The following is a 15,558-nucleotide window of genomic DNA, read 5'->3' as shown; positions in this document are numbered from 1 at the left end:
TTAGATACCCGGCGGGAGGTCGCTGCCGGACAGCAGGTCCTCGGCAGTGCTCCGGTCGAGGGTGTAAGTCTCGGTGTTGGTCAACCCGACGCCGTCGTAGGGCACGTCGGCGTCCATCGACGTCTCGCCGATGACCGTCGGCGCCGAGGCCTGATGGCTTTCGGGGTCGATGGTCCACGTTCCGCGCGGGCCCGTGAACTCCATGCCCTCCATCTCGGAGATGATGTCGTCGGGGTTCGTGCTGCCGGCGGCCTCGATGGCCTCCTTGTAGACGTAGACCGCCGCGTAGGAACTGCCGCCCGTGAAGGACGGGTACGGGATGACGTCGGTGTCTTCGTACTCCTCGCGGTAGGCTTCGAGGAACGCCTCGTTTTCGTCGTTGTCGAAGGCAGAGCCCCAGTACCACCCGGAGTAGTGCAGTCCCTCGGGCATCGTGTCGCCGAGCGCGGCGAAGCCGTTGGGGTCGGAGCCGATGGTGTCGAAGACGTCGTCGACCTCGTCGAACAGGCCCTGCTCGTCGGCCTGCTGGACGAAGGTGACGACGTCGCCGGCCCAGAAACTCGTGAACACGAGGTCGGGGTCGGCGTCGAGGACCTGATTGATCTGCGGCGTCATGTCGCTGGCGCCGAGCGAGGGGAACGCCGAGGCGACGTACTCGTGGCCGGCGCCCAGTCCGTCGGAGTAGGCCTTGAAGTAGTCCCAACACTGCTGGCCGTAGGCGTAGTCCGGCCCGAGGTTCGCGATGCGGGCCGACCCGTAGTTGTCGTTGATCCACTTCGCGATGGCGTAGGTGTTGGTGGACGTGTTCGCGTTCGTCCGGAAGAGGTTCGGGAGCGCCGCCGCCGTCCCCTCGTCCTCGTAGTAGTTGCCGTAGGTGTCGACGTCCGGTTCGGTCGGGAACGGCGTCCCGATGTCGGTCAGCGTAAAGGGCACCTCCAACTGCTCGATGGTCGGTCCGGAGTTCAGCGTCACCCCCGAAGAGGTCAACCCGAGCATGATGTCGGCGTTTTCCTCCTGAACGAGGCTTCGCATCTGACCCTGTGGGTCCTCACCGTGGTCCCGGAAGATCGCCTCAACCTCGCGGCCGTCGATACCCCCGTCCTCGTTGATCTGCTTGACGGCGACCTCCGCGGCCGCACGCGAGGACGCCCCCAGCTGTTCGGCCACGCCCGAAAGCAGGTAGACCGCCCCGAGCGTAATCGTATCGTCACCGCCACCGTCACCGATACAGCCGGCGAACGTCACTGCCGCGCCCGTCCCGGCGGCGGCCAAGAAATCCCGGCGGCGAACGCCCGCGCGCCGGCCGTTTGCTTCCGTTCCCGAGCCATCCGTGTTTTTGTCTAACATGGACTCCCGAGACCTTCGGAGATAACCCATATAATAGTGCGGGTTGATATTCAAACCCACCACGAAAGTGATAGATGGAGAGGGCGATAGATATCGGCGGAAGAACGGGAAACCGGGATTTCCGGCGAAAGATTTAATCTATATCTGACAATGGTCCATGTTATGTCGTTCCACTCTCTGGTCTTCGACCAGATCATTACGGGAGTCAGTATCGGGAGCCGGCTCTTTTTGGTCGCGGTCGGCCTCAGCCTGATCTTCGGTGTTCTGGACGTCCTCAACTTCAGCCACGGCGTCCTCTATATGGTCGGCGCCTACATGGCCATCGTCGTCATGGGGACCGCGTTCGGGAATTTCGCACTCGGCGTCGTCGCCGCCATCGTCGTCGTCGCCGTCATCGGCGGGATTCTGGAGGCGGGCTTCATACGACGGTTGTACGGCCGCGATGAGGAGGAACTCGACCAGTTGCTGTTGACCTTCGCGTTCGTGTTGATAATCACCGACGGGGTGAGGGCGGTGTTCGGCTCCCAGTCCCGGTTGGTCAGCGCCCCGGAGGCGCTGAGCGGGTCGGTTCAGTTCACGTCGAGTCTCGCCATCCCGACCTACCGGGCCTTCGTCATCGTGATGGCGATCGTCGTGTTGGCGGCCATCCTCACCGCGCTCCGGTATACGAACATCGGCCGCATCGTCAGGGCGACGTCGAGCGACCGGGAGATGGCACGACTGCTCGGTATCAACGTGCCGAAACTCTACACCGGCGTGTTCATCATCGGCGCGGCGCTGGCCGGTCTCGGCGGCGCCCTCGCCGCGCCGATGCAGTCGGTCTCCCCCGGCCTCGGCAATCAGGTCATCGTCGACGCGTTCGTCGTCGTCGTCATCGGCGGGCTCGGTTCCTTCGTCGGGGCGTTCGTCGGCGCGATGATTATCGGCCTGCTCATCGCCCTCGGCAGCGGCGTCGCGGGCGCCGGCGTGCTCTTTCCCTTCCTCGCGATGATCGTCGTGTTGGTGTGGCGGCCGACCGGCCTCTTCGGAGGTGCTGAAGCATGACCAAGGTACTCGAAACCCGCGGCCTCACCAAGGAGTTCGGACGCCTCGTCGCCGTCGACGACGTCAACGTCGAGATCGACTCCGACGAGATTACGAGCATCATCGGCCCGAACGGCGCCGGCAAGACGACGTTCTACAACCTGCTGGCCGGCCAGTACGAACCGACCGCGGGGTCGGTCCACATCCGACCGCGGGACGGCGACGAACTCGTCGAGACGACCGGGAAGCCCCCCTACGAGATCAACCGACTCGGCCTCTCGCGGGCGTTCCAGATCAACAACGTCTTCGAGGGGCTGTCGGTCATCGACAACGTCCGCATCGCCCGCATCAGTCGGGACGAGCGGACCCTCGACATTCGCTCGATCGCCCAGGAGGACGAGGCGTTGACCGAGCGCGCCCGCGAGATACTCGAGTTGACGAACCTTCAGGACGTCGCCGACGAGACGTGTGCAAACCTCTCGCACGGCGACATCCGGAAGGTCGAAATCGCGGTCGCACTCGGGACCGACCCGTCGGTCGTCCTGCTGGACGAACCGACCGCGGGGATGAATCCCACCGAGACCGACCGGATGGTGGAACTCGTCCGGGAACTCGACGAGACGACCGACACGACGTTCGTGTTGACCGAACACGACATGGACGTCGTCCTCGGTATCTCCGACCGCATCCTCGTGCTCGACAACGGCGAACTCATCGCCCGCGGGACGCCGGACGAGGTGATGGCCGACGAGCGCGTCCGCAAGGCCTACCTCGGCATCGACGAGGACGACGAAGGGCCCACTGGCCCCACCGAGGCCAGCGGAGGTGAGGAGGCATGACCATCCTCGAACTCTCCGAGGTGAACGCCTACTACGGCAACAGCCACGTCCTGTTCGACCTTGAGATGGCCATCGAGGAAAACGACGTCGTGACCCTGCTGGGGCGGAACGGCGCCGGCAAGACGACGACGCTCCGTGCGATTACGGGAACGGTCCCGCGCCGCGAGGGCCACATCGAATACCGCGGCGAGGACATCAGCGACCTGTCCGTCGAGGGCATCAGCCAGCGCGGTATCAAACTCGTCCCCGAGGGGCGGCGAATCTTCCCGACCCTGACGGTCACGGAGAACATCCAACTGGCCCACGAACTCGCCGACGACCCACGGACAATCGAGGAGATGTTCGACATCTTCCCCGTGCTCGACGACCTGCGGAAGAACCGGGGACAGAACCTCTCGGGCGGCGAACAGCAGATGCTGTCGGTTGCCCGGGCGCTGGTCCAGAACCCCGACCTCCTGTTGCTCGACGAACCGACCGAGGGGCTCGCGCCGGTCATCGTCGAGGACCTCCGGGAGGTCCTCGGCGACGTCGTCGAGCGGGACGTGACCGTGCTGATGACCGAACAGAACGTCGATTTCGCCCTCGACCTCGGCGAACACGCCTACATCATCGACAAGGGGGCGAACGTCTGGGAAGGCGCCGTCGACGACCTTCGAAACCGCGAGGACCTGCTCGACGAGTACCTCTCGGTCGGGGGCGCAGAGGCCGAGTGAGCACCCGATAGAGCCCACTACCCACAGACACAGCCATGACATGGAACGTCACACTTCCGACGGAGAGTTACGAGACGGCACGCGAGGAGTTCGAATGGGACGTACCGAGCGACTACAACGCTGCCTACGACCTCGTCGGCAAGCACGATGACCCGGAGGCGCGGGTCGCGCTGTTTCAGGCCTACCCCGACGGTCGCCGGGAGACCTACACGTTCGCGGACCTTGACCGCCTCTCGGACCGCCTCGCGAACGCCCTCGCCGATGCGGGCGTCGAACGCGGCGACCGCGTCGGAGTCGTGTTGCCGCAGATACCGGCCAACCCGATAACGCATCTGGCCTGCTGGAAACTCGGCGCCATCTCGATGCCGCTGTCGGTGCTTTTCGGTCCCGACGCGCTCGAGTACCGCCTGCAGGACAGCGCCGCGACGGCCGTGATGGTCGATTCTGGCCGCTACGAGGCCGTCGCCGAGGCCCGCGAGAACTGCCCGGACCTCGAAACCGTCGTCGAGGTCGACTGGCGCCACGAGGGAAGCCACGCAGACCCCGAATCCTTCGCCGACCTGCTGACGGGCGCATCCGCCTCCTTCGACCCAGTCGAGACGGGCCCGGAGACGCCAGCGACCATCATGTACACCAGCGGTTCGACCGGCCCGCCGAAGGGCGCACTCCACACCCACTCCGCGTGGGTCGGCCACTGTCCGGCCTTCCGGATGTACTTCGAACTCGACGTCTCCGAGGCGGTCTGCTGGACGCCCGCGGACTGGGCGTGGATCGGCGCCCTCGGCGACCTGCTCTTTCCCGCGTGGCACTACGGCCGGCCCGTCCTCGGCTATCCGATGGGCGAGTTCGACGCCGAGACCGCCTTCGACCTCATGGAGGAGTTCCGCGTCACCTCGGCGTTCCTGCCGCCGACCGCCATCCGCATGATGATGAACGTCGACGCCGACGACTACGACCTCGCGCTGGAGGCGGTCTGTTCCGGCGGCGAGCCGCTGACGCCGGAGATCATGGAATGGGCCGACGCGGAACTGGAAGGCGTCGCGATGAACGAGTTGTACGGCCAGACGGAGGCGAACCTGCTGGTGGCGAACTGCCAGTCGTGGTTCCCCGCGAAACCGGGCAGCATGGGCAAGCCCGTCCCCGGCCACGACGTCGCCGTCATCGACTCCGAAACCGGGGAGGAACGTCCGACCGGCGAAGTCGGCGAAATCGCCGTCAAGCGCGATGGGGACCCGGTCCTCTTCGAGGAGTACTGGAACCAGCCGGAGAAAACGGAGGGCGTCCGCGTCGGTGAGTGGCACCTCACGGGCGACCTCGCCGAGCAGGACGACGACGGCTACATCTGGTTCAAGTCCCGCGACGACGACCTCATCATCACGAGCGGCTACCGCGTCGGCCCCGGGGAGGTCGAGGAAGCCATCCTCGAACACCCGAACATCGAGCAGGTCGGCGTCATCGGGATTCCGGACGAGACCCGCGGCGAGGTCATCAAGGCGTTCTGTCAACCCGTCGACGGCGTCGACGGGGACGACGACCTCCGGGAAGAGGTCCGGACGATGGTCAAGGAGGACCTCGCGAAACACGAGTACCCGCGGGAGATCGAGTTCGTCGACGAACTGCCGACGACGACGACCGGCAAAATCAGGCGCTCGGACCTTCGCGAGCAAGAGACGGACTGAGGACCTCCGTTAGGCCCTGCTCCGGGAGATAGCGAGTCGGAGGGAGCTACGTTCGTCCGGCGTGTTCCTCGGCGAACCACGAGAGGACGCTGTGTTCGGCCCGGTGGAGGATGTCGCTACATGTGGCCTTCGAGATATCCAGCCGTTCGGCGAGTTCGGTCAGCGTCACCTCCCGCGGCACCGCGTAGTAGCCCGCATCGAGCGCAGCGAGCAGGACCTCTCGTTGGCGTTCGGTCAATAGCCGGTCGGCATTGGGCGTGCCGATTTCGGCCGTGTGTTCGAGTTCGTAGCCGATGTCTGCCCGTTCGAGATACGTTCCGAGCGCCGACAGCCGCTCGGCGGTGGTCGTCAACTCCCACGTCGCCGTGCCGTCCCGTATCGTGAACGGCATCTCGATGGGGATGCCGGCTTCCCAGAGGGGCAAAAGCAGCGGAGGGCTCGTCGTCCCGACTTGCACGAGCCCGGTCCGGGCCTGCTTCCAGAGGAGGTCGATGGCCGTCACGTCCGGCTGGCGTTCGATGTCGGTCGTAATCGAAAGCAGGTCGTCGGTCGTGATGCTGAGCAGGGCGATACCCGCATTCTCACCCATAAGCGCAGTCAACACCTGAAATTCCGTCTCCGCGTACGTCGTCGAAACGCCGTGCATCCAGATGTCCTCGGGAAGCGAAATCGAGAGTCGGGCCTGTGGCATACGGATACGTCGGACCGCGCTACCCTCGAAGCTTGTGCGAACATGTTCGTACCAAGCGAAGGTATTCGCGTACCCCTGTGTCGTTCGGAACAATCGCTACCCGTGAAAGCGGCGTACCGTCTCGCAGGTTCGAACACGACAATGTCACTACGGACACGAAACGACCCGTTTCTCGTCATGGCCGGCCTGTATCTCACGGTCGGTCTACTCGCTATCGTCGGCAAACTGGCGGTCGACGCCGGACTGATGGGAGGACTCCCCCGTCTCCGGTGGCTCACGATTCACTTCGTCACCATCGGCGGCCTCACGCAGGCGCTGTTCGGTCTCTTGCCCGTCGTCGGAGCGGTCGGGCGTACGTCGTGGAGCATCTCACGACGCTTCCGCTGGCTGCAATGGCTATCGCTGAACGCCGGCTATCCGCTCATCTTGGTCGGGATGGCGACGGGCGAGTCCACGGTAGCCGTGGTCGGTGCGACGCTCGTCCTCGGGGCGCTCGGCGGCCTGCTGCTGACGGTCACCTCGCTCGTGGGCGGCGGCACCGATTCGGGTCACTTCTTCAGGACTGCACCGTGGTATCTGGTCGTCGGCATTCTGGCCGCGTTCGGCATGCTCCTGAACGTCCACGGCCCCGGCGGCTACTTCGGCTCCATCGAAGCCCACGTTCACGCCAACGTCTGGGGATTCCTTGCCCTCGTCGTCGCCGGTGTCCTGCTCGTCGCCCTGCCCGAGTTGTTCGGGACCGACCTCCGGTATCCCCGACTCGGCCGCGTGACCTACTGGGGGCTCACGGTCGGCGCTGCCGGGCTCGTGGCCGGACCGTGGCTGGCGCGCAACGAACTCACGATGGCCGGCCTCGCCATCTACGTCGTGGGGACCGTCGCGTTGCTGGCCAACGTCGTCGGCACCTATCGGGCCAGCAGCCGGACCCAGCCGAACCGCCTCGCGCTCGTCCTCGGGGCGTATCTCTGGCTTATCGTCCCCGTCCCCGTGGCTCCGTTCGTACTGCTGTTCCCCGAGGCCGTTCCAGCGGCGGCTATCGAGCAGTCCGCCATCAACGGCCTCGTCTTCGGCTGGATGCTCCAGTTGGCGATGGCGTTCCTCCCGCTCGCTACCGTCGCGATAACAGAGGAGACGTCGAATCCGCTCGGTGGCCTCGCCGCTGCGAGCGAGGCCGTCGGCCAGCCGTCGTGGTGGCAAATCGGGAGTATAAACCTCGGGATGGCGCTACTCTGGGTGACCGCACTGCCCCAACTGGCGGGGGTTTCCGACCTGCTCTCGCTTACGGGGTATGGCCTCATCGCCGTCGCGTGGGCCGTGTTCCTCGTCGAACTTTGGGCTGTGCTCACCGCGCCCGTGACGGCCAATCCGAGTCACGACCCTTCGTTGGACTGAGCGACCGAGAAACAGTACAGACGGTCTGCGGGCCCGAAAATCGGGAAGTCGAGGGCTCGAAGGGCGAGTGACCGCTCAGGCCTCGACCGCGAGGCCGGCGCGTTCGAGTGCGTCTTCGGCGGAAACGTCGTCGTGGACGACCAGCGAGACTGCGCGAGCCATCTTCTCCGGGTCGTCGTGCTGGAAGATGGTCCGGCCCATCGAGACGCCGGCGCCGCCGGCGTCCATCGCACCGCGGACATCCTGTAGCGCCGAGAGGTCGCCGTCCGGCGAGCCACCGGCGATGAGGACGGGCAGGGACGTGGATTCGCAGACGTGCTCGAAGCTCTCGGCGTCGCCGCTGTAGCCCGTCTTGATGAGGTCCGCGCCCAACTCCTCGCCGAGGCGGACGGCGTGGCCGAGCGCCTCGGGGTCGTCGCCCTCGATACCGGGACCGCGTGCGTAGGTCATCGCCAGCACCGGGATGCCGTAGTCGGCGGCCTCCTCGGTCACTTCGGCGAGTTCCGACATCTGCTCGGGCTCGTAGTCGGAGCCGACGTTGAAATGGAAGGAGACGGCGTCGGCGCCGGCGCGGATGGCCGATTTTACCGAGCCGGTCGTCCGTTTGTCGTTGGAGTCCGGGCCGATGACCGTCGACCCGTTGAGGTGGACGATGTAGCCCGCGTCGTTCTTGTTGCCGTGGACGCGGTCGGCGATACCCTTCTGGGTCAGTACGGAGTCGGCGCCGCCGCGGGTGACGGCGTCGATGGTCGATTCGATGTCCTTCAGGCCCTTCACGGGGCCGAGTGTGATGCCGTGGTCCATCGGCACGGTGACGTAGCGGCCGTCCGTGCCGATTCGGTCGAGGCGTGCAGCGGTCCCTGTGGTCATATGTGTGGGTGTGGTAGGTTCGGTCATGTTCCTTCCGGTCGCGGCCGACGTTGCGCGCCAGCGAGGGCGCCCTCCTTCAGTTCGCGAGCGAGCGATTCCAGTTTCGCGGCGGTCTCTTCGGTCGGTTCGTCCTCTTCGTGTCCTTCGGCGACGATATCGACGAGTGCCGAACCGACGATAACGCCGTCAGCGCCCGCCGCAACGACGTCGGCGGCCTGCTCGCCGCTGGAGATGCCGAAGCCGACGGCCTTCGGGACGTCGTATTTTTCGAGGCGTGCGAGGCTCTCCTCGGTCTGGTCGGAGACGTCCGCGCGGGCGCCCGTGACGCCGAGGCGGGCCTGCACGTAGACGTAGCCCGAGACCTGTTCCATGATGCGGTCGAGGCGCTCGCCCTTCGTCGTCGGCGCGACGATGAACACGAGGTCGAGGCCGTAGTCGTCGCAGGCCTCCCGCAGGAGGGCGGCCTCCTCGGCGGGCAGGTCCGGAACGACGAAGCCCTCAAGGCCGACCTCGGCAGCGCGTTCGACGAAGGGCAGAACGGGTGGGTCGCCGTCTTCGCCGTACTGGTAAATGAGGTTGTAGTAGGTCATACAGACCAGCGGCACCTCGACGTCGAGTTCCTCGACGAACTCGAAGAACCGTTCGGGGGTCATGCCCCCCTCCAGCGACCGGACGACGGCCTGCTGGATGGTCGGCCCCTCGGCGATGGGCTCCGAGAAGGGCAGGCCGAGTTCGATGATGTCGGCGCCGCCGCGTTCGAGGGCTTCGACGTACTCGATGGAAGAGTCGAAATCGGGGTCGCCGGCCGCGAGATAGGGGACGAAGGCCGGTTCGTCGAAAACATCTTCCAGAGACATTACTCGAATACCTCCATCGTCGGCGCGTTCTCCAACTCGCGCTTGTCGGTCTCCTCGATGACGGCTTCGAGGTCCTTGTCCCCGCGGCCGGAGACGTTGACGACGACGGTATCGGGCAGGTCCACGGAACCGTCACCGTCGGGGCCAGCGACATCTTCGAGGAACCCGAAGGCGTGAGCCGTTTCCAGCGCGGGAATGATACCTTCGTCCTGCGAAAGCCGGTGGAAGGCTTCGAGGGCCGACTCGTCGCCGACGTTCTTCGGGATGACCCGACCCTCGTCGACGAGGTATGCGAGTTCGGGGCCGACGCCGGAGTAGTCGAGCCCCGAGGAGACGCTGTGGGACTCCATAATCTGGCCGTGGGTATCCTGCAGGAGTTTCGTGCGCGCGCCGTGGAGGACGCCCTCCTCGCCCGTCGACAGCGACGCCGAGTGCGGGGCGACGCCTTCCTCCTCGTCGACGGTCAGCGATGATCCTCCCGCTTCGACCGCATAGAGGTCGACGTCCTCGTCGTCGATGAACTCGGCGAAGGCGCCCATCGTGTTCGAGCCGCCGCCGGCACAGGCGATGACGGCGCCCGGCAGTTCGCCGAACTGCTCTTCGGATTGGCGGCGTGCTTCCTTCGAGATGACCGACTGGAAGTCCCGGACCATCGCCGGGAACGGCGCGGGGCCGACGACCGACCCGATGACGTAGTGGGTCGTCTCGACGGTGGTCGCCCAGTCGCGCATCGTCTCCGAGATGGCTTCTTTGAGCGTGCCGCGGCCGATATCGACGGGGTTGACCTCGGCGCCGTTGATGCGCATCCGGAAGACGTTGGGTCGCTGGCGGTTGATGTCCCGTCGGCCCATATAAATCTCGCAGGGCATATCGAGGTGAGCGGCGGCCATCGCCGTCGCGGTACCGTGCTGGCCGGCGCCGGTCTCGGCGATGATGCGCTCTTTGCCCATGTACTTCGCCAGCAGGACCTGCCCGAGGGCGTTGTTGAGTTTGTGCGCGCCGCCGTGCAGCAGGTCCTCGCGCTTGAGGTAGACCTCGGTGTCGTAGCGCTCGGAGAGTTGGTCGGCCCGTTGTAGCGGGGTGGGGCGCCCGCCGAAGTCCCGGATGCGCTGGCGGAACTCGTCCATAAATCCGTCCTCGTTGTCCAGTACGTACCGCTCGTAGGCGTCGGTCAACTCCTCGATGGCGGGCATCAACGCCTCGGGGACGTACTGGCCGCCGTAATCGCCGAATTTCGTGTCCGATTTAGACATTGGTGAGTCCCTGTGTGTTCTCGCGAACGTCCCCGTCCATGATGGCCGACCCGACGAGCAGGCCGTCGGCCCCGGCGCGGCGCATTCGCGAGACGTCTTCCCGTGACCCTATGCCACTTTCCGCAATCAGGGTGACGCTCTCGCGGGTTGCTGCCGGAATCGAGTCGGCGACACGCTCGAACGTCCCCAAATCGACCTCCAGTTCCGCGAGGTCGCGGTTGTTGATGCCGATGATGTCCGCACCCGCATCGAGCGCCGTCTCGACTTCCTCGGGGGTGTGCGTCTCCACGAGCACCTGGAAGCCGCGCTCGCGGGCGGCTTCGAGCAGACCTTCGAGGTCGTCGACGAACCGGACGATGAGCAACACGACGTCGGCCTCGACGGTGTCGAGTTGCTCCTCGCGCACGATGAAATCCTTCCGGAGAACGGGTACATCGACGGCTTCCCGGACCCGACGCAGGGTCTCGGGCGACCCGCCGAAATGCTCGGGTTCGGTCAGCACCGACAGCGCGGCAGCGCCGCCCTCGACCATCGCCTCGGCGAGTGCGACGGGGTCGTCGGTCCGCTCGCCGTCGGTCGTCGGACTGGTCGGCTTCACCTCCGCGATGAGGGGGACGCGGCCGTCGGCCTCCGCGGCGGCGAACGCCTCCGGCAGCGACCGCGGGTCGACGGCGACGCGCTCGTCACCGCCGGACCGCTCGGCGGCCGCCTCCAGAATCGAGCGGACCACCGGCGCCAACTCGTCAGTTGTGTTCATTACTGTACTCTAACGGACTCATTTGTACATAAGGATTGCGTCTCGGTGACGCACGGATGGCCGCGCGCTGGCCTCGTTTTTCCCGCGTCGCGGAGTGAGCAGCAGAAATGACGTGGCCGCTACCGGCGCCGCTCGGATGAGTGGCCGCGCCGATCTCGAACACCTCAAGTTACAAGCCATCGACACCCGACAGTCGGGAGTATGAGCACCGAGGCGGAGGCCGGTATCTACGCGCGGGAGTCGGAGTATCTGGACTGTTACGTACAGGTCGGCTACGCGAGCGGTCGCGTCCTGTCGGTGTCGTTTCCGGAGGTACCCGACGCGGACGCCACGGACGACCTCGAACTCCTCGACCGGATTCAGGCGTATCTGGAGGGCACCGAGGACGATTTCAACGACGTCGAGGTGGCCCTGACGATGCCGACCGACCAGCGGGAGGTACTGGAGGCCGTCCGCGGCGTCCCCTACGGCTCGCAGGTCGGCGTCGAGAAACTCGCCGCGCTGGTACCGGGGCTGGACCCCGAGGAACCCGAGGACCTGCAACTCGTGCGGACGGCGCTGGCCGAAAACCCCGCGCCGCTTCTCGTGCCGGACCACCGCGTCCGTGACGGCCCAAGCGCCGCACCGCCGGAAGTCGAACAGCGCCTTCGGTCGCTGGAAGGCCTGTAAACGTCGTCTTCCCGTCTTCGCACCATCGGCCTCCGAGCTGGTCCCGCGCCGGAGCCACGCCCTTATACGTTCCCGCGAGAATTGTCGTATAATGAGTCAACAACGCGTTGCGGTCCGCTGTCCGTCCTGTTCTCCGGCCGATGAGACGGCCCACGAGGTACTGAAGCAGGGCGGGCAGGCGACCGTTCGATGCAGCGAGTGTGGCCACGTTCACAAGACCACCATCGAGCAGGATTCGACCATCGACCGACGGGTCATCGTCTCCCAGGACGGCGAAAGCGAGGAGGGCCGCATCGAACTCGACCCCGAGGAGGAACTCGAAGTCGGCGACGAACTGCTCGTCGAGACCGACGCCGCCCTCTATCGGGCCCGCATCACGTCGATGGAACTGACCACCGACGCACGGGCCGACGAGGCCGAAGCCAAGGACATCAAGACCGTCTGGACCCGCGCCGTGGGGAACGTTCAGGTCAACCTGACGCTACACCCGAAGGACGGGGGCCACGACGAGAGCCGCAGCACGAAAATACAGGTGCCGGGCGACGAGAAGTTCGTCGTCGGCGAAACCACCGAGTACGGCGACGAGGAGTTCACCGTCGAGCGCCTGCTCGTCCGCGAGGACGCGACCAACTACGACCGCGAGGGCTACGACCACGACGGCGACTACGCCTTCGCGAAGGACCTCAAACGGGTCTACGCCCGCAACGAGAACTCCCGTCAGCGGGCGTGGTCCGGCTGGTAGGCCCATGTTCCGCGGCACCCCCGACGGCGACGACTTCGACGAACAGCGCAAGAACATGGTCGACGCCCTCGTCGAGACCGGTCGCATCGAGGACGAGACGACCATCGAGGCGCTGAAGGCGGTCCCCCGCCACGAGTTCGTTCCCGAAGCGAACCGCGACCGCGCCTACGTCGACCGCCCCCTTCCCATCGGGTCGGACCAGACCGTCTCGGCGCCCCACATCGTCGGCATCATGTCCGAATTGCTGGAGTTAGAGGAAGGCGACGCCGTCCTCGAAATCGGTACCGGCTGTGGCTATCACGCCGCCGTCACCGCCGAAATCGTCGGCGACGGGAACGTCTACAGCGTTGAATACGTCGACGAGTTGGCCGAGGACGCAAGCGAGACCCTCTCGGACCTCGGCTACGATATCGAGATTCGCGTCGGCGACGGCCACGAGGGCTGGCCCGAACACACCCCCTACGACGCGGCCTATCTCACCTGCGCCGCCGCCGAGATACCCGACCCTCTCGTCGACCAGTTGCGCGAGGGCGGCGTTCTCGTCGCTCCCCTCGGCACGACCGAACAGCGCCTCGTCAAGGCGACCAAGACCGAGGAGGGACTGGACCGCGAGGACCACGGCGGCGTCCGGTTCGTCCGGATGCAGGGGGACTGACCCGTGCCGACAGGGGACCGTGCGGCCGTCGAATGGCGCGAACTCGCCCTGCTGTGGGCGGGCCGTCGCTGTGGCGCCCTCAACGCGCTGGCGACCACGGCTGGAACGGCCGACGCCGTCGCCGACGAGGCCGACATCGACCCCCAATCCGCCGAACGACTCGTCGCTGCACTCGAAGCACGGGGCTTTCTGGCCCACGTCGACGGCGAATACGAACCGACCAACCGTCTGCTCGGCTTCCTCACGAAGACCGACCTCCGGTCTATCGGCCGCCTGCCCGCCGAACTCGACGCATTCGACCGCTGGGTCGCCCTCCCCGAGACACTGGCCGGCGCTGACCCGCCCGAACCCGCCGACGCGCTCCGCAACGAACTCGGCCGCGAGCGCGCCGCCGACGCCGCCCGCGTCCGTTCCGAGGTGACGACGGCCGTCCACGCCGCCCCCGACGGCGACCGCGTCGTCGTACTGGGCGACGGGGGCGGCTCCCGGGCCGTTGAGTTCGCCGACCGCGGCTGGTCCGTCACCCTCTACGACACGTCGGAGCGTATCGAGGCCGTCGAGCCGCTGCTTTCTCACGAATCGGTCGGTCTGCAAGCGGGCGACCCCACGGACGCCGACCTGCCACCGTGTGACCTCGTCGTCGGTATCGGTGTCCTCCAGCGATACGACGACAAGGACGCCCGGGACATCGTCGCCGCCGCAAGCGACGCCGCCCCGGCGGCCGTCTTCATCGACGCCTTCCAAGGCGTGACCGACGACGCGTCGCTGAAGGATATCGACCGCCTCGCCGCGGGCCGCGGTGCCGCCCACGACGCGGGCGCCGTCCGGTCGTGGCTCGCCGACGGCTACGGCGACGTCCGAATCGAGGCCGTCCCGTCGAGTCCCCACGCGGCGGCCGTCGGGCGCGTAGTTGAATAGGCTCCGGCACCGAGGCGTCGATATGGACCCCGCCGTGCTCCGGGACGATATGGTCGACAGCCTCGAACACGAGGCCAAGGCCGTCGTGAGCTCCGAGCACGTCAGCGTTGCAATGCGGGAGGTGCCCCGCGAGCCGTTCGTCGACGACGACTCGGCCGCCTACGCCGACCGCTCCTTCGAGCGATTCGGCACGCGCGTCCTCTCGCCGAGCGCGGCCGGCCGCCTGCTGGAGGCCCTCGACGTCCAACCGGACCACGACGTGCTCGTGGTCGGCTCGGGCGTCGGCTACACCGCGGCAGTCATCGCCGAAATCGTCGGCGAAGCCTCCGTCCACGCCATCGACATCACGCGCCGACTCGTCTACGACGCCCGCTCGAACCTCGCCAGCGCGGGCTATCCCGGCGTCCTCGTCGACTGCCGGGACGGCGCCCGCGGCCTGCCGGATTACGCACCCTACGACCGGATTCTGCTGGAAGCCGCCGCGGCCAACCCACCGCGGGCGCTGCTGGACCAACTGGCCGACGAGGGGCGACTCGTCATGCCGCTCGGCGTCGGCGCACAGGAACTCGTCGCCGTCGAGGGCGACGACGAGGAACCGGCCGCCGAGTTCGGCACCGTCGCCTTCCAGCCGATGCTCGTTGAGGGCGAGCAGGCCGACACCATCGAGCGCAACCGGACCCGCCGCGAGGACCGCGAACACGCCCGTCGCGCCGCCGAGCGCCGGAAGGGCTGGGAGCAGACGTGGATCAACTGGGACGAGCAGTTCTAGGAATCCCTCTGTCTGCTGGTTCTGCTTGTATTCATTTATAAACCGAGCGTGGCGACTTCTTGACCGCTAACCGCCGGAAAGCCCTCGGCCCACTGGCGGTCGCTACGCGGGATATCCTCCCTCCGGTCGGATAGTGCCCGCGTAGCGACTATATAAACGCCAGCGATCCTCGCCCTTTCATTCCACCAAGGACCGCGACCGCACAGCACCGCGCCTGCCCTCCCCCGGGTCGCGCGGCGGCCCGAGGGGCCGCACGCGCTCCCGGCCAGATGACTCTTATAAATGGCGCGCGCTGGCCGACCGCGGTGAGCGAAGCCGAACCGCGGTCCGGCCGGCCAGCGCGCGAGGGACGACCGAGCGCAGCGAGGGAGTTGGTTGGGGAGG

The 15,558-nt window shown here is 66.6% G+C and carries 16 protein-coding genes; 10 read left to right on the top strand and 6 right to left on the bottom strand.

Annotated features, from left to right (window positions below; all coding sequences use genetic code 11):
• Entirely contained in the window at positions 1–1,347 is a 1,347-nt protein-coding gene (locus U5914_RS05415) for an ABC transporter substrate-binding protein (RefSeq protein ID WP_336134740.1), read from the bottom strand.
• Between the two features lie 162 nt (positions 1,348–1,509).
• On the opposite strand from U5914_RS05415, the gene U5914_RS05410 reads away from it, so the two are divergent.
• Genes U5914_RS05410 through U5914_RS05395 form a run of 4 tightly spaced genes read left to right on the top strand, consistent with a single transcriptional unit; the run spans position 1,510 to position 5,601 of the window.
• Positions 1,510–2,391: a branched-chain amino acid ABC transporter permease gene (locus U5914_RS05410; RefSeq protein ID WP_336134739.1), complete on the top strand. Its 882-nt coding sequence runs from the start codon at positions 1,510–1,512 to the stop codon at positions 2,389–2,391.
• Positions 2,388–3,209, top strand: coding sequence for an ABC transporter ATP-binding protein (locus tag U5914_RS05405; RefSeq protein WP_336134738.1), 822 nt, complete (start codon positions 2,388–2,390; stop codon positions 3,207–3,209). The genes U5914_RS05410 and U5914_RS05405 overlap by 4 nt, the downstream gene beginning before the upstream one ends.
• Entirely contained in the window at positions 3,206–3,922 is a 717-nt protein-coding gene (locus U5914_RS05400; protein WP_336134737.1) for an ABC transporter ATP-binding protein, read from the top strand. Before U5914_RS05405 ends, U5914_RS05400 begins: the two co-directional genes overlap by 4 nt.
• A 35-nt stretch (positions 3,923–3,957) precedes the next feature.
• Positions 3,958–5,601 (top strand): acyl-CoA synthetase, encoded by a 1,644-nt coding sequence (locus tag U5914_RS05395; RefSeq protein WP_336134736.1) that lies wholly within the window; start codon positions 3,958–3,960, stop codon positions 5,599–5,601.
• A 46-nt stretch (positions 5,602–5,647) separates the two neighbouring features.
• On the opposite strand, the gene U5914_RS05390 is transcribed toward U5914_RS05395, so the two are convergent.
• Positions 5,648–6,292 carry a helix-turn-helix domain-containing protein gene (locus tag U5914_RS05390; RefSeq protein WP_336134735.1) on the bottom strand — a complete coding sequence of 215 codons (645 nt, stop codon included), beginning with the start codon at positions 6,290–6,292 and terminating at the stop codon, positions 5,648–5,650.
• 141 nt (positions 6,293–6,433) lie between these two features.
• On the opposite strand from U5914_RS05390, the gene U5914_RS05385 reads away from it, so the two are divergent.
• The gene (locus U5914_RS05385; protein ID WP_336134734.1) at positions 6,434–7,684 is read left to right on the top strand and encodes a hypothetical protein; all 1,251 of its coding nucleotides are present in this window, start codon (positions 6,434–6,436) and stop codon (positions 7,682–7,684) included.
• 75 nt (positions 7,685–7,759) lie between these two features.
• Here the strand turns inward: U5914_RS05385 and U5914_RS05380 are convergent, their stop codons facing one another.
• The 4 genes from U5914_RS05380 to trpC are packed head-to-tail and all read right to left on the bottom strand — an operon-like array spanning position 7,760 to position 11,421.
• Entirely contained in the window at positions 7,760–8,554 is a 795-nt protein-coding gene (locus U5914_RS05380) for a 2-amino-3,7-dideoxy-D-threo-hept-6-ulosonate synthase (protein WP_332322717.1), read from the bottom strand.
• 23 nt (positions 8,555–8,577) lie between these two features.
• Entirely contained in the window at positions 8,578–9,411 is an 834-nt protein-coding gene (trpA, locus tag U5914_RS05375) for a tryptophan synthase subunit alpha (RefSeq protein WP_336134733.1), read from the bottom strand.
• A complete protein-coding gene (gene trpB, locus U5914_RS05370) occupies positions 9,411–10,664 on the bottom strand; it encodes a tryptophan synthase subunit beta (protein WP_336134732.1) in 1,254 nt (417 codons plus the stop codon). The genes trpA and trpB overlap by 1 nt, the downstream gene beginning before the upstream one ends.
• A complete protein-coding gene (gene trpC / locus U5914_RS05365; RefSeq protein WP_336134731.1) occupies positions 10,657–11,421 on the bottom strand; it encodes an indole-3-glycerol phosphate synthase in 765 nt (254 codons plus the stop codon). The genes trpB and trpC overlap by 8 nt, the downstream gene beginning before the upstream one ends.
• Before the next feature lie 201 nt (positions 11,422–11,622).
• On the opposite strand from trpC, the gene U5914_RS05360 reads away from it, so the two are divergent.
• The 5 genes from U5914_RS05360 to U5914_RS05340 all read left to right on the top strand — a co-directional run bounded on the left by U5914_RS05360 (position 11,623) and on the right by U5914_RS05340 (position 15,174).
• Complete coding sequence (locus U5914_RS05360; protein ID WP_336134730.1) at positions 11,623–12,090, top strand: MGMT family protein; 468 nt, start codon at positions 11,623–11,625, stop codon at positions 12,088–12,090.
• Between the two features lie 91 nt (positions 12,091–12,181).
• Complete coding sequence (locus U5914_RS05355) at positions 12,182–12,832, top strand: HVO_0476 family zinc finger protein (protein ID WP_336134729.1); 651 nt, start codon at positions 12,182–12,184, stop codon at positions 12,830–12,832.
• A gap of 4 nt (positions 12,833–12,836) precedes the next feature.
• Positions 12,837–13,487: a protein-L-isoaspartate(D-aspartate) O-methyltransferase gene (locus U5914_RS05350; protein WP_336134728.1), complete on the top strand. Its 651-nt coding sequence runs from the start codon at positions 12,837–12,839 to the stop codon at positions 13,485–13,487.
• A 3-nt stretch (positions 13,488–13,490) separates the two neighbouring features.
• Entirely contained in the window at positions 13,491–14,405 is a 915-nt protein-coding gene (locus tag U5914_RS05345) for a methyltransferase domain-containing protein (RefSeq protein WP_336134727.1), read from the top strand.
• A gap of 22 nt (positions 14,406–14,427) precedes the next feature.
• Entirely contained in the window at positions 14,428–15,174 is a 747-nt protein-coding gene (locus U5914_RS05340) for a protein-L-isoaspartate O-methyltransferase family protein (RefSeq protein WP_336134726.1), read from the top strand.
• The last annotated feature ends 384 nt before the right edge of the window (positions 15,175–15,558 follow it).

The sequence above is a fragment of the Natronomonas amylolytica genome, from assembly GCF_037031205.1.
GTDB classification, from domain to species: Archaea; Halobacteriota; Halobacteria; order Halobacteriales; family Haloarculaceae; genus Natronomonas; species Natronomonas amylolytica.
Note: the sequence above shows the minus strand (reverse complement) of the source record. Positions and strands in the feature narration are given on the sequence as shown.